The sequence below is a fragment of the Paenibacillus nuruki genome, assembly GCF_963311185.1.
Taxonomy (GTDB): Bacteria; Bacillota; Bacilli; order Paenibacillales; family Paenibacillaceae; genus Saccharibacillus; species Saccharibacillus nuruki.
The window spans coordinates 4,344,075-4,359,652 of record NZ_OY725677.1; the positions used below are offsets into that span (position 1 = coordinate 4,344,075).

General features: G+C 39.8%; 12 protein-coding genes. 9 read left to right on the plus strand and 3 right to left on the minus strand.

Annotated features, from left to right (window positions below; all coding sequences use genetic code 11):
• Positions 1-16 precede the first annotated feature (16 nt).
• From RCP16_RS19280 to RCP16_RS19290, 3 genes are read left to right on the plus strand one after another with little or no spacing between them, the layout of a single operon-like run.
• The gene (locus RCP16_RS19280; RefSeq protein WP_069326481.1) at positions 17-694 is read left to right on the plus strand and encodes a response regulator transcription factor; all 678 of its coding nucleotides are present in this window, start codon (positions 17-19) and stop codon (positions 692-694) included.
• A complete protein-coding gene (locus RCP16_RS19285; protein WP_308641075.1) occupies positions 691-2,454 on the plus strand; it encodes a sensor histidine kinase in 1,764 nt (587 codons plus the stop codon). The genes RCP16_RS19280 and RCP16_RS19285 overlap by 4 nt, the downstream gene beginning before the upstream one ends.
• A gap of 25 nt (positions 2,455-2,479) precedes the next feature.
• Positions 2,480-4,282, plus strand: coding sequence for an ABC transporter ATP-binding protein (locus tag RCP16_RS19290; RefSeq protein WP_371748128.1), 1,803 nt, complete (start codon positions 2,480-2,482; stop codon positions 4,280-4,282).
• A 93-nt stretch (positions 4,283-4,375) separates the two neighbouring features.
• Here the strand turns inward: RCP16_RS19290 and RCP16_RS19295 are convergent, their stop codons facing one another.
• The gene (locus tag RCP16_RS19295; protein WP_308641076.1) at positions 4,376-5,656 is read right to left on the minus strand and encodes a sensor histidine kinase; all 1,281 of its coding nucleotides are present in this window, start codon (positions 5,654-5,656) and stop codon (positions 4,376-4,378) included.
• The gene (locus RCP16_RS19300) at positions 5,656-6,336 is read right to left on the minus strand and encodes a response regulator transcription factor (RefSeq protein ID WP_137224687.1); all 681 of its coding nucleotides are present in this window, start codon (positions 6,334-6,336) and stop codon (positions 5,656-5,658) included. Before RCP16_RS19300 ends, RCP16_RS19295 begins: the two co-directional genes overlap by 1 nt.
• Positions 6,337-6,471: 135 nt before the next feature.
• Here RCP16_RS19300 and RCP16_RS19305 point away from each other — a divergent pair, with 135 nt between their 5' ends.
• The 5 genes from RCP16_RS19305 to RCP16_RS19325 all read left to right on the plus strand — a co-directional run bounded on the left by RCP16_RS19305 (position 6,472) and on the right by RCP16_RS19325 (position 12,888).
• Entirely contained in the window at positions 6,472-7,659 is a 1,188-nt protein-coding gene (locus RCP16_RS19305) for a hypothetical protein (protein WP_273592803.1), read from the plus strand.
• 237 nt (positions 7,660-7,896) lie between these two features.
• The gene (locus RCP16_RS19310; protein ID WP_069326486.1) at positions 7,897-8,664 is read left to right on the plus strand and encodes a polyphosphate polymerase domain-containing protein; all 768 of its coding nucleotides are present in this window, start codon (positions 7,897-7,899) and stop codon (positions 8,662-8,664) included.
• The gene (locus RCP16_RS19315; protein WP_137224681.1) at positions 8,657-9,343 is read left to right on the plus strand and encodes a DUF4956 domain-containing protein; all 687 of its coding nucleotides are present in this window, start codon (positions 8,657-8,659) and stop codon (positions 9,341-9,343) included. The genes RCP16_RS19310 and RCP16_RS19315 overlap by 8 nt, the downstream gene beginning before the upstream one ends.
• A gap of 40 nt (positions 9,344-9,383) precedes the next feature.
• The gene (locus RCP16_RS19320; RefSeq protein WP_308641077.1) at positions 9,384-11,525 is read left to right on the plus strand and encodes a carbohydrate-binding domain-containing protein; all 2,142 of its coding nucleotides are present in this window, start codon (positions 9,384-9,386) and stop codon (positions 11,523-11,525) included.
• Positions 11,526-11,805: 280 nt separating this feature from the next.
• Positions 11,806-12,888, plus strand: coding sequence for a type II asparaginase (locus RCP16_RS19325; RefSeq protein WP_069326603.1), 1,083 nt, complete (start codon positions 11,806-11,808; stop codon positions 12,886-12,888).
• An 80-nt stretch (positions 12,889-12,968) separates the two neighbouring features.
• On the opposite strand, the gene RCP16_RS19330 is transcribed toward RCP16_RS19325, so the two are convergent.
• A complete protein-coding gene (locus tag RCP16_RS19330) occupies positions 12,969-13,895 on the minus strand; it encodes a prenyltransferase (RefSeq protein ID WP_273592801.1) in 927 nt (308 codons plus the stop codon).
• Between the two features lie 272 nt (positions 13,896-14,167).
• Between RCP16_RS19330 and RCP16_RS19335 the strand changes: the two genes are divergently transcribed.
• Positions 14,168-15,313: a glycerate kinase family protein gene (locus RCP16_RS19335; RefSeq protein ID WP_308641078.1), complete on the plus strand. Its 1,146-nt coding sequence runs from the start codon at positions 14,168-14,170 to the stop codon at positions 15,311-15,313.
• Positions 15,314-15,578: the final 265 nt, after the last annotated feature.

Here is a 15,578-nt window from a genome sequence, read left to right on the forward strand (position 1 = left end):
AAGGAAGTACATTATATTGACTAAAAAGGTTTTAATCGTAGAAGACGAACATCGTATACGTGAATTAATATCAGATTATTTTAGTAATGAACATTGGATCGTATTTCAAGCAGAAAATGGAGTAGAGGGATGGTATGTATTTGAAGAGAAGATGCCTGATCTAGTCATTCTTGATCTTATGATGCCAGAAATGAATGGTTGGGAACTATGTCGGAAAATTCGGCAATATTCCAATGTACCGATTATTATTCTAACCGCAGTATCTGGCGACGAAAGGCAAATAGAAGGTTACGAATTAGGAGCGGATGATTATGTCACCAAGCCGTTTAGCCCTAAAGTGTTAGTCTCCAAAGCAGAGGTACTAATGCGAAGAGTCGATGGTCAGCTTGTTTCTGCTCATACTCCAATCGGTTTGGACGTGGTACTGAATACCTTAACTCATAGATTAGAACGAAAAGACGGCATATTTGACTTAACACCTAAAGAATATGGAATTTTACAGCTATTACTTCGCAATAAAGGTATTGTTCTTCCTCGGGATACGATATTGAGATCGATTTGGGGAGCGGAATATGAAGGAGATGAACGGGTTGTAGATACACATATCAAAAAGTTACGTAGTAAGATGGGCGTTGCCGCTGATTGTATACGTACGGTATTTGGTGTGGGATATACATTTGAGGAATCCGTATGAAAAGAACAGGGATCACCACTAAATTATTTTTAGCTACAGCATCTATTTTCGTTCTGTTTTATGTGATTGTTCTGGTTAGCCAAATTTTGGTGTTTCCAGAGTTTTATGAACATCAAAAAATGATTCAGCTCGAAAAGAATGCAGTTGAGCTGACTTCAATATATCAAAAAGATCCTACTGCGCTTCGTGAGACAGGTTCTTCTTCCATCCTGCAATCGCATAAAAGAGAGATGAACTTTGCACTGACGGATTTTGATGGGAATATGACAGTCAATGATCCTTATCGTATGCGCTTGATTCAAAAAGACGGCACAGAAGTGGATGTCTCCTTATACTACATCGTCAGTGCGTACGGAGCAGAATTTAAAAAATTGAATCTTGCTGTTGGAACAGAACTCAAAATGTATGGTGAATTTGGTGAAAGTTCAAACAGTCGAACATTCTATCCTTACTATATTCAAACAAGTGATGGAAAAGATGTAGGTGTAAATGAACAGCAAAGTTCAGAAGATGCCGTTCAGGGCAAAATCATTTCTATCAGCTTACCTAGTGTAGTCAAAACAGAACAGCGATTAGGGCTTCTTTATGTAACTGTCGATGAATTTTTCCCATTAGAACAGACGTATATAGATCGCTTGAAAAGAATGGAACAGGTAGAACTCAAGTGGAAAAATCCATTTAGTGGAAGCCGAAGTGGTATTTTAATCCAGCCGTTACGTGAACAAAACGGCAACATCGAATTACTCTTTCTTGTGACTTCACTTCAGGAGATCAAAGAAACAAATAGTGCACTTCGATTATTTTATGCTTATTTGGGCGCTGGAGGCTTTATTCTAATTTTACTCCTTTCTGTACTGTATTCTCGTCTGGTGACCCGTCCTCTTCTTATGCTAAACAAACAAGCACACAAAATGAAAGAACTTGATTTTACAGGCGAGAAGCCTTTACCACGCAAAGATGAATTAGGGAATTTATCTGGGACTTTATTTGAATTATCCGGCAAATTAAATATGACGTTAGATGAGCTTAACAAAGCCAATGTTCAATTAAAAAAAGAAATTATACAGAATAAACAGATGGAGCAACTACAAAAGGACTTTTTTGCCAATGCTTCACATGAATTGAAAACCCCAATCAGTATTGTACGCGGTTTTGCAGAAGGAATACGTGATGGAATTAGTGTGGGCCGTCAGGAGCATTATGTGGAAGTTATTTTGGAGGAAAGCGCCAAAATGGAACAACTGGTTCAAGATATGCTTGACCTTTTGCGCTTAGAATCATCAGCAGTGAAGTTGTATAAGTCGCCTGTACTACTCAGTGAACTTACTCAAGACATGTTGGAGAAGCTGACTTATCAAATGGACGAAAAAGAACTTTCTGCACATCTTGTGTACAAACAGGAGACAGAAATCAATGTCGATCCAGTCAAGATCGAGCAAGTGTTGTTGAACTTGATGACTAATGCGATCCGCCATGCCGAAAAAGGTAGCACGATAGAAATTCATATTTTGGGAACAGAACAAACGTGTCTGTATTCTATTTATAACAAAGGCGATCAAATTCCAGACGATTATCTAAAGCGAATCTGGGAACGCTTTTTTCGTGTAGAAGCTTCCAGAGATCGGAAAAGTGGAGGTACAGGTCTAGGACTAGCGATTGTTAAACGAATTTTGGAATTACATGAGTGTGAGTATAATGTGAGAAACGTAGAAGACGGTGTTATTTTTGAGTTAACTTTTAAAAAAATACTCACGAAGTAAACCGGTTGTGGGAGGATATTGAACTATGGAAGCACCGTTTGAAAAAGAATTGCCCGCAGGACCCATCAACAAGTCAATGCTTCGCTATTTGTACAAATTGTTAAGTACGACGGGCATGCCTAAAAAAATACTGAGTATCGCTGCGCTTCTCAGTATTGCATCTTCAATGATTGGTCTCGTTTGGCCAGTGATGACAGGCAGATTTATTGACCAATTTAGTACAGGTGGAATTAATGGATTATTGATTATCCTACTTGTTGGCGTATTCCTGATGGAAGCATTAACGACAGGGGTTTCCTATTATATGTTAGCTTATGCAGGCAATCGCACAGTTACAATGTTACGTAAGCGATTATGGAGCAAAACGTTAGCATTGCCTGTTCACTTTTTTGATAATCACCGATCAGCAGATGTAATGAGCCGAATCAGTCGAGATACCGACGAGATTCGTACGTTGATTACAGAACATCTGATTTCTTTTTTCTCCAATGTACTGACCGTCATTGGCGCACTGGTCATTCTGTTCTGGCTAGATTGGCGTTTGACGTTGGTTGTTCTGCTAGCCGCTCCACTGGGTGCAGCGGTTATTATGCCAATAGGCGGAAAAATGTACAAAATTTCGATGAATATGTACGAGCAGTTGGGACAGTTTGCTTCCGTATTGACTCAGGTTATTGGAGAAATTCGATTAGTGAAGTATTCAAATGCGGAAAAGCGTGAAGAAAAAAATGGATTTGATAAAGTAGATCATTTATTTGAATTGAGTATGAAAGAAGCAAAAGTCTATGCTGTTCTTTCACCGCTAATGTCGATGATTATGATTGTACTACTTACGACTGTTGTTGCTTATGGAGGTATGCGTGTATCTTCGGGCGCTTTAAGCACAGGAGTGCTTGTATCTTTTGTATTACTTTTATTTCAGATTATGCTTCCGATTAATACATTCGCTACTTTTTATTCTAACTTGCAGAAAGTATCAGGAGCAGTAGAACGCTTAAAACCGATTCTGGAAGCAGAAGTTGAAGATGAACACGATGAGAAAGGTGCTATTATGCCTATCCTTACGCAAGATATTGTCTTTCACAATGTGGAGTTCGCTTACTCCTCTGAAGAACCTATTTTAAAAGGGATTAATATATATATGCATGCTGGACAAGTTACCGCATTAGTAGGCCCTAGTGGTAGTGGGAAAACGACTATATTTTCGCTACTTGAACGATTTTATGTACCTGACAAAGGGTTGATCACTTATGGTGAAAGATCAATTACCGATTTCGATATTGCTTCTTTTCGCAGTAAAATCGGTTATGTTTCTCAAGAAAGTCCGTTAGTGGATGGAACGATCCGTGACAATATTATATATGGACGTATAGATACGGTAACAGAAGCAGAGATGATAGAGGCAAGCCAACAGGCATATGCCCACGATTTTATTACTTCATTGTCTAAAGGTTATGATACCGAAGTCGGTGAAAGAGGAATCCGATTGTCAGGCGGTCAGAAACAGCGGATTGCTATCGCTCGTGCTTTACTGCGTAAGCCAGATATTCTGCTACTTGATGAAGCCACAGCGAGTCTGGATAGTGATTCGGAGCATGAAGTTCAGCAAGCTTTAGAGCATTTGATGAGCCGTTGTACAACGATTGTTATCGCCCATAGACTTTCAACGATTACGAATGCAGATCAGATTGTCGTTTTGGAGTTTGGACAGATTACAGGTACAGGACGGCATGAAGAATTACTAAACACTCATTCTTCCTACGCAGAATGGACAAATAAACAGTTCCGGCAAACTCGAAGTCATGATCCTCAACGTTTGATAGATTAATAAAAAAAGCGGTCACTTTTGTAGTGATCGCTTTTAGTGATAAGTAATGAATATGATTATTATTGTGTACATCTAGATGACTCAATTGACTAGTTAGATCGCATGTAATTGCAAATGAAATGTAGTCGATTCGCCGATTGTACTGGTCGCATACAACTTTCCACTATGCTGATCGACAATAGAGCTAGCAATAGCAAGCCCTAAGCCATAGCCACCTTGCTTACGAGCACGCGAAGTGTCTGTACGGTAAAAGCGGTCGAAGATACGAGTAAGATGCTCTGGTGCGATACCTTCGCCTGTATTGGTCACTGTCAGCGATACTTCATGTGGTTGGCGTTTGAGCATAATAGTAATCGTACCCTGAGCATTGGCGTATTTAATAGCATTATCCAGTAAGATCATAATCACTTGATGAATTTGCTCCTGACTACCGTTGATCCTAAGATTCGGTTCAATATGATAATCAAGAGTGAGTTCTTTTTCAAAAATAACAGCTTCCATCGTTAAGATAATACGCTCTGTCGTTTCACTAAGATCGAAAGGCGTATAGACCATCTGTGTACGAGAACCTTCCATTTCGGTGAGGTAAAGAAGATCATTGGTTAAGCGAGCCATGCGTTCTGTTTCTAACTTGATATACTCTAGCCATCTTGCCTGACTTTCGATCGTTTCTTCACGATTGGATAGAAGAACATCTGCATTGGTATTGATAATAGCCAGCGGTGTTTTGAGTTCGTGAGAAGCATCCGCAATAAACTGTTTTTGTTTATCAAAAGCTTCTTTGACAGGTTGAATCGAACGGTTCGCAAAAAATCGACTGGTGAAATATAACGCGACTAACATAATCAAGCCGACAGCCGCAAAAGTATAGATCAGATTTCGTAAAATATCTTGTTGAGCGGTAATATCGAGAAAAATCAATTTGTACCCTGAACCTGTAGGTTGCTTGATAAAGGCCCAATCACTACTATCTAGCTTAAATTGTCCATTATCTTTGTTGATTGTTTTGGCTTCAGTCAGTGCCGATTGATACAAAGTGCTATCCATTTCAAAGGGAGAATGAGCGGCTGTCATATTCCAATTGCTATCCGTCTCAATGGAAAAAGATAACGAGCGTTCTGTAAAGGTATTATCATTAGGTTGACCGTTATTATTCATACCGCCTGTATTGTTCATGCCACCCTGATTAGGTGGCATCTGTCCATTACCAGCATTGCGAGGATAAATAGTAGCAATTCGAGATAATTCACTACGAATATCATTTTGAGCATTACGGTAGGTAATCGTATAGATCGAAGCAAATGCAAGTAGCATTAATACCGAGATCGTGACAAGATTAACAATCAGAAATCGATTACGAAGCTTGTTGAACATCAGGAAGTCACCTCTTCTAATACATAACCGACCCCACGAATCGTACTGATCTTGACTTGAGAGTGCAGAAAGTTGAGCTTTTTACGTAAAAAAGAAATATACACTTCCACATTGTTGTACTCTACATCGGAATCGAATCCCCATAACTTTTCAATAATCTGCTCTTTGGAAGTCACTCCTTGCTTGCGGGTAATGAGCAATTCGAGCAACTCATTTTCTTTCAAATTTAGCTTCATTTCTTTGCCATTAACGGATAACTTGAGATTGGCTGTATTTAATTGAATATCTCCAAATATCAGTCCTTCTTCCGGTAAAACTTCTCCTTTACGGCGGAGTGCAGCCCGAATACGTGCCAGTAATTCTTCTGCTGAAAAAGGCTTGGCGATATAATCGTCTGCGCCATAATCCAGTCCGATCACTTTATCTGTAATTTCCCCTTTGGCAGTTAGCAAAATAACAGGTGTTGCGACTCCTTGCTGACGCAACGTTTTGAGAACACTTATGCCGTCCATTTCAGGCATCATAATATCCAGTAAGAGCAGATCATAGATACCGGTCTGGGCATAATCTAGCCCTGTCCGTCCATCATGTACCGCATCGACGGAATAATGATTTTTTTTCAAAATTTGTGTTAACGCTTCTGCCAAATGAAGTTCATCTTCTACTATTAATATTCGCATAATGGTGATCACCCTTTAGTTGTTGTTCTATGATACATTAATAATAATGGTCAAAGCTTTAGCCAATCTTAAACCTTATTACTGTATCGACCAGATCTGCGCCAAATTTGAATATATCTAAGAAGGTGGGCTTATATGAGTAAACCAACAATGCGTACTGTTACAATAAACATGCCTAAAGAATATGAGTATAGACAGCTTCATTTCATGTACCAGACGATGCAATTATTTACGATTAAGAAATACGTAGACATGTCTCCAGACGATTTTGATTTTGATCTACATATCGAAGATCTGTTTCTATATAAAGGAATTCTAAGTTGTGATGCCCAAACAGGTGAAGTAAGTACATATTATTTTCCGCAATACAAAGTATTAAATCTAAGTAGCAGTCAGAACACAAGTACTTTATTCTATCTAGCCTATAGCGATGATTATCGTATGCTGTACTGTTATAAACGTGATCTTGAAGCAGAAGTCGATCAGCTTGTATTCACCCAAGATATCAGTGATGCTTATGAACCGTCGATCAATCGTGTATGGTCTGTACATCATTTCTATTCACTAAATGAGCGGTATGCGCTGATCGCTTATTTGTTGCCAGGTCAACAAAGAGGTTATAACTATGCGTTGATCGATGCACTAGAGCAGACGATGATTCCTTTTGTACCTAATGATATGATTCGAAATATAGATTGTATTATGGGATTCAACTGCAATGGAACAGAATATCTGCTAATCAAGACAGGTGAACATATGGTACATGAACGAAAAATAGATTGGGAATATAACCGTCCAGAAGTAGAGCAATTAATAGTGATTGCAGTCGATAAATTTATCTCCAACGTTCAATCTAGTGATATAGACTTGAGTGATTTTGTTATACATTCTTCTCAAAGTCATGAAGCTTTTGCAGATTTGCTTATATTGGATCAGCAATTAATCATTTTACTAGAACGATTTGATACAGAAGATTCTCTAGTCATGTTATACACTGTGGATAACCAAAAGACTGAATATATTAGTTATCCACATGTGTATAACAAATTATATCATCTGAACCAAATCTTTTATGCTACTCGTAAGTCGGATACATCGACTCGATTGTATAAGTTACACACAGGCGAGCAGATTGCTGAGATTTTGCAACCTCAAGGAGTGGTTACGATGATAGAAGAAGGAATCGTTACAATAGATCAGCGTCTGGGAAGTGAAGATCGACAATTCTATATCTATAATGATCAGGGATGTACATTATGGACAGAAGATTGTGCATGGATCGATTACAAGCAGCGATTTATATTAAAAATAAAACAAGGCTGACTTTATTCTTCTTATAGAAGCGAATTATATAGATTATTCATTATTGCCATGTGCGCTTATATGCGTCATGGCTTTTTTTGTGTTTTGTAGAAATGTTTTCGCAATGTAAAACATTTAAGATTCACTAAAGGTTAGGGCTGTAAGATTCAAATATAAGCAAGCGAGGCACACCACTACAACCAAACAAACCAATAAATAAAAACCTAACACATGTATACATGAAAGGAAATGATCCACATGGCAATCGAAGTATTTAACCGCTACGAAAGTAAATATTTGATGGACACTCAGTCTTACTTCAAATTGTATAACGAATTATTGGAGCATATGGAAGTCGATGAATATTGCAAGCAACATGATTTCTACTCGATTAGCAATCTGTACTTTGATACACCGCATGATTCCTTGATTCGGATGAGTCTTTCCAAACCCAAATATAAAGAAAAATTGCGCTTACGCGCTTATGGTGTTCCTGGTGAACATGCCAAAGTATATCTAGAGATCAAAAAGAAAGTGATGGGACTGGTGAACAAACGCCGTACAGCGTTAAAGCTAGATGAAGCGTATGAATTTGTTCGTACCGGTATTGCTCCACTGTATCAAGAGTATATGAATCAGCAGGTACTGAATGAACTGACTTACTTTTTGCAAATCTACGATCTGGAACCTAAATTGTACCTCTCCTATGATCGCAAAGCGTTATTCAGCAAGCACAATCGTGATCTACGAATTACATTTGATAGCAATATCCGTACCCGACGCTACGATCTGAAATTAGAACAAGGCGATTATGGCGACCAACTGATGGACAAAGGACAATGGCTGATGGAAGTAAAAGCGGAAAAAACAATTCCATTATGGTTATCGCAAAAGTTGTCCGAGCATCAGATGTACCGTACCAGCTTTTCTAAATACGGCAACGAATACAAACAACTATTGAAATCAAGATTAAACCAACCTGTAGAAACGATTCCAACTGAAAAGGAGAGCATTCTTTATGCTTGATTCATTACTAACTGCGGCTACAACGACAACAGACCTAACGTTAACCACTTCGTTACTCACAATATTTGTCGCTATTGTTCTAGGCGGATTGATTAGCTTTACGTATATGAAAACCAACCCGAGCGGGTACTCACAGAATTTCACGTTAACGATGGTACTGCTTCCTGTCATCGTCGCTATCATCATTTTATTGATCGGTAGCAATATCGCAAGAGCGTTCAGTCTTGCGGGCGCCTTCTCGATTATTCGCTTTAGAAGTGCTCCTGGCGATCCGAAAGATATCGCTTATGTATTGTTCACAATGGCAGCAGGACTTGCTTGTGGTACAGGGTATTTCGGTTATGCAGTACTATTTACTATCATTCTATGTGTGATGATGTTTGTGTTAAATCGCTTCAAATTTGGCGTTAGCAAAAAATTGCAAAAAACACTCAAAGTCACGATTCCTGAAAATTTAGCGTATGATGAAGCATTTGCTGAAGTTTTCAACCAATTTAACGTACAGTATGATTTGAAAAAAATTAGAACGACCGAGCTTGGAAGTCTGTATGAACTGGTCTATCTGGTTACGATGAATCAAGTCACCAACCAGAAAGAATTTCTAGATGCGATCCGGTGCAGAAATGGCAACCTCGATCTGTCTTTAACGATGAGCCCAACAGCGGCAGAAGCGTATTAAATCACCACACTCCAACCAACAATCGAAGGGAACGATTACGATGAAAAAATGGATAACAAAAACGAACTTGAGCATTGTTCTTCTCAGTACACTGGCATTATCAGCTTGCAGTTCAGCCACACCGACAGCAACCGAGGCATTGGCGGCGGCAACTAGCTCAACCGCTACAGTGTCTACAACAGCAACAACTGCTTCCTCTTCCACGGCGTTGAAAGTCTCGGATCTAGTGACTTTTGACAGTGGCGATGATGCTATCGATTGGAAATCATCCGACTATACAGCGATTCAATTAACAGGCTCCAGTGCTACGATTACAGGCAATGGCGCAACTGCAACCAGTAGCATCATTACAATTACCGCAGGTGGTACGTATGTGCTTAGTGGTGAACTGACAGACGGACAGATTGTTGTCGATTCACAGGATGATCAAGATGTGATACTGGTATTGAACGGCGTAACGATTACAGATAATGATAGCGCGCCAATCTATATCAAAGAAGCTAAAAACGCATTTATGACATTAGCTGATGGCACTAAAAATGTGATCACGGATGGAGCAACGTATACATTAGCAGATGATACCACAGATGAGCCTAGCGCAGCGATTTTTAGCAAAGCCGATCTGACGATCAATGGGGAAGGTACATTATCGGTCAACGCCAATTATAAAGATGGAATCACAAGTAAAGATGATCTAAAAATCGTATCCGGTACACTGAATATCACAGCAAAAGATGACGGTATTGTAGGTAAAGATATGGTTGCGATCGAAGAGGGTACATTCCATATTGTAGCGGGTGGCGATGGTATTAAATCGACGAATGATACTGATGCCGATAAAGGATTTATCGCTATTGCAGGCGGGACATTTGATATTCAATCGACCAACGATGGTATTCAATCTGAAAAGCAATTAGTGATCGACGATGGAACATTTAATATTGTATCCGGTGGAGGTCATACTCAAGCGGAAGCAAAAGTTGAAGAGCAACCCGGTCAAGGCGGAGGATTCGGTGGACGACAAACTCAAGATGCTCAAGCTACAGCAACAACGTCTACAGAGACAACAACATCTTCAACTGATACCGATGCAACAGCTACCGAATCAACGAGTACCAAAGGGCTGAAAGCAACAGGTGATATCACGATTAATGAGGGTACGTTCACAATAGATTCCGCAGATGATGCTGTTCATAGTAATGCAACTGTACATGTCACAGGCGGTACACTTGAAATTGCGACAGGCGATGATGCTATGCATGCTGATGTGGATCTGAATATCTCGGGTGGCAAAATCAATATTACAACCAGTTACGAAGGGTTAGAAGCAACCAATATTAATGTATCTGGTGGAGACACCAATGTCATAGCTTCTGATGACGGTGTAAATGCTTCGGGTGATGCGAATACCACAACGACAGAGACTTCAACAACAGAACCAACTCCAACAGAGTCCAGTACGACAGCAACAACGTCTACAGATCCTACATCTACAACAGATCCAGCAGGTAACAGCGCGCCTCCAGGTGGATTCGGTGGAGGTCAAGGAAGTTCTCAAAATGCTTTATTAAATATTACAGGTGGTACACTCACTGTAGATGCTCAAGGCGATGGATTAGATTCCAATGGATCCATCACAATGTCAGGCGGAACTGTGATCGTGAACGGCCCAACAACGAATGGAAATGGTTCACTCGATTATGATGGTACTTTTGAGATGACAGGTGGATATGTAGTTGCTGTCGGAAGTTCAGGCATGACTCAAGCACCTTCTGATGATTCTACTCAAGCGGCAATCAGTATGAGTTATTCTGCCACTCAAAATGCAGGCACATTAGTTCATATTCAAGATAGCGCAGGTAAAAATATATTAACTTTGGCACCGACAAAAGATTACCAATCGGTTGTAGTTAGCTCACCGGATCTAGTGAAAGGTAGTTCATATTCTATCTATACAGGTGGAACATCTACAGGTACAGCAACAGATGGACTATATGCAGACGGTGAATACACAGGTGGTACTAAAGTGGTTGATTTTGAATTAGCGAGCCAGATTACATGGGTGAACGAATCAGGTGTAACGACAGCTAATACAGGATTTGGTGGGGGCGGAGGTCAAAGACCGTCTAGAAATATGACGAACAACACAACAACAGATAGCACATCAGATACGGCACAGTAATCTTTTTATACTATATATGAATATAACCTAACATGAAAAATAAGGATATCAGATAAATAAGCTGATATCCTTATTTTGTGTTATATAAAATAACATATTATTTGCATAAATATACAAAAGTATTGAGTTATTTCACGTTATATCGTTATAATCAATATTAATATTACATTAATGTGATATTAAGTTACATAAAATTTACGATGATGTCAGTATGATCTACTTATTGAGGGGGATGGATATGAAATTATCAGTACAATGGAAACAAAAATGGTGCATTTCGATGTTAACAGCGGTATTGTTGATGCCTGTCATGAGCTATTCGGTATCAGCGGCAACAGAAACGAGCACCACTTCTCAGACTACAGCTGTACAAACATCTTTGCCTAAGATCAAGATTCTTGCTACAGGCGGAACGATTGCTGGCTCTTCCGAATCCAACACCGATGTAACTGGATATAAAGCAGGTGCACTAGGGATTGATGTACTGATCAATGCGGTACCTGAAATGAAAAAAGTAGCAGATATTAGTGGCGAACAAATTGCTAATGTGGGTAGCCCTGACATAGACAATGCTGTTTTGCTCCAATTAGCCAATCGGATCAATGAGTTACTGGCTTCAGATGATGTCGATGGGATTGTAGTAACACATGGTACAGATACATTAGAAGAAACGGCTTATTTTCTAGATTTAGTTGTCAAAAGTGATAAGCCTGTAGTCGTTGTAGGCGCAATGCGTCCAGCAACAGCGATCAGTGCGGATGGTTCATTTAACTTATACAATGCGGTCAAAATTGCGAGTAACCCTGAAGCCACTGGCAAAGGTGTGATGATTGCTCTTAATGATCGGATTGGCGCAGCACGTTATATTACCAAAACCAACACCACAGGAACAGATACATTTAAATCAGTAGAACAAGGTTATCTTGGTGTAGTATCAGGCGATAAAGTGTACTTTTATAATCAATCTACACGCAAACACACAGCCAATACTATTTTTGATGTGAAAGGCATAACGGAATTACCACAGGTTGATATTTTATACGAATATCAAAATAATGGTAGTTATCTGTATGATGCGGCAGTAGCTTCAGGCGCTAAAGGCATTGTAGTGGCAGGGAGTGGCAATGGATCGTTATCTACACGTTCAAGTGAAGGTGCCGCTAGGGCTGTTGATCAAGGAGTAACCGTAGTTCGTTCTACACGTACAGGTAGCGGTGTTGTCACTCCGTTAGATTCGGATGCTGAAATTGGAACACTATATGCAGATTCACTTAATCCGCAGAAAGCCCGTATTCTGTTGATGCTAGCACTTACTCAGACCAAAGATCCTACGACCATTCAAAGTTACTTTGAAGCGTATTAAAAGTAGGACGTAATTAGAAATGTGTAATAAAAGAGTCGATACCGATGATGAAGCTAGACGGTATCGACTCTTTTTGTTATTTAGATAAATATGCCTAACCATACTGCATTGATCATAGCGAGCAATAACAATTTTTTCTCACAAGTAGTCACTTGCTCGGCATTCTGTGTATCTGTTTTGATAATAAAAAAGATAGACAAGATCACAATTATAACCACTCCGATTGCTGCCCATAACCGATCTGTACCTAACCATAATCCACATAATCCGATCAAAATCATATATACAATCGCAGGCAATGCACTATATTTCGGACCGAACATAGCCACTGACCAGACTACACTTGTTCGCTTCACTGGAGAAGCTTGTTGATCGGCTTGTAGATCAGGAATATGGTGAATCATTACCCATGCAATACAATAGAGCGCATTGATAACTGCATTTTGGACTGCCCATTCTGGAAAATCGCCTAACATGATCCAGACGCCTGCTAATCCTAAGAAAAAAGCAGATGGAAATGTACTTAACCATTCACCTGCCAATGGAATATAACTGAATCGTAACGGTGGTAGCGAGTATGAAGCCGCTCCCCATACACCAATCACCAGTAATAACGCTAACGGATAATAACCGAGTAAAGCAAGGATTCCAGCAATGACTAATAACCCGATTGCAAGCCCATAACCGATCCATTTGAGTGTATGTGGAGCGATACGACCTTCTTGAATAACGCGACTACCTCCGGATAAGTAAGCAGGGCTATGTTGATCTGTCCCTGATAAGTAATCGGTATAGTCATTCAGTGCATGGGTTAATGCACCATGAATAACAAAGCAACCTACCAGTAACAACAAGGAGACAGCACTCAAGACTCCATTAGGCAGATCATAATAAGCAAACAGTGGAAAAACACCTGAAAAGATAATGACAACACTAGAAGCAATAACAGCAACCGGTCGTAATAATCGTAGACCATTTTTCAAAAATAACATCGCCGATGGATTCAAGCAGTTAGCTCCTTTCATAGATCAAAGATAATATGTATTCTGTGATATGCTTCTTTGTCTATTACCCTCATTGAAATGAATTGGACGCATAAATATTCAAGTGATGATGATAAAATGTATAGGTCATTTGCACAATCCATTTCGTCTTTTTATCAATATTTTTTTGAATTTGATAGCGCTATACTAAGTGTATGTTCAACAAGGCAATATGAGAAATACAGATAGAAGAATGGACGATCCTTTACAGATTTATACTGTAGTGAGGTGAGAGGATGAATAGACCAACATTTTTATTAGCACCCGATTCATTCAAAGAAAGTATGACTGCCAAAGAAGTCTGTATCGCTATGGAAAAAGGGTTACGTAAAGTCTATCCAGAAGCACAATATATCCATGTTCCGATGGCAGATGGCGGAGAAGGTACGGTTCAATCGCTAGTCGATGCTTCAGGTGGACAATTGTATCAGAAAGAAGTGACAGGTCCGCTCGGAACACCGGTAACCGCTGCTTACGGTATTATGGGCGATGGTAGTACAGGTGTGATCGAGATGGCTTCAGCCAGTGGTATCCATCATGTCAATCAGAATACTCGTAATCCACTCATAACAACGACTTACGGCACCGGTGAATTGATTCGAGAGTGTATAGATCGTGGGATGAACAAGATCATTATTGGTATCGGTGGAAGTGCGACAAATGATGGTGGCACAGGAATGGCGGAAGCCTTAGGAGTGCGCTTTCTTGATGCTGAGGGGCAACCGCTTGCGCGAGGCGGTGGTGATCTGAATCGATTAATAACGATTGATATCTCTTTACTTGATCCACGTCTGCAAGAAGTGCAGTTGATTGTGGCTTGTGATGTCACCAATCCATTGTGTGGTGAAGATGGAGCTTCCCGAGTATTTGGCCCACAAAAAGGAGCTACACCTGAGATGATCCAGCAATTGGATGATAACTTGAACCATTATGCTAGCATGGTCAAGCACCAATTGGATCAAGATGTTGCTCATCTTCCGGGTGCAGGGGCGGCAGGTGGATTAGGTGCAGGATTGATGATTTTTACACAAGCTGTTTTGCAAAAAGGCATCGATATCGTGATCGAATATAGTGGCTTAGTAGAGAAATTAAAACAAGCTGATTTTGTATTTACAGGTGAAGGTGGAATCGATTCTCAGACCACATTTGGCAAAACACCTTACGGTGTGGCTCGAGCGGCGCAGGCATCAGGTAAACAAGTGATTGCGATTGCGGGTTATATTGGAGAAGGTATTGATACATTATACGATGAAGGGATCGATGCCATATTCGGGATTGTGCCTGGAGCGTCTGATCTTCCTTCTTTATTGCAAGCAGGGCCACACAATGTAGAACGTACCTGTGAAAATATTGCTAGAATACTGGCTTTGCGTGATCAATAAAGAGAAGTAATATTTCACGAGTTAATCAACCAATCAGCACGTATTACCAACATATAAAAGGATTCCAAAACGTTCCCGTAGAGATATTCGGGAACGTTTTTTGATAGGAGTGATAGCGATCCCTAGTTGAGGCTGATGACGGAATAAGGTAGCTCTAAATAAGGATAGGATAACCAATCGCTGGGTGAAACTTCTTGTTGTTGGAATGGCTTGATATATAAGACTGTTGTTTTGACAAGGAGATCAATATGATAAGCAGTAACTT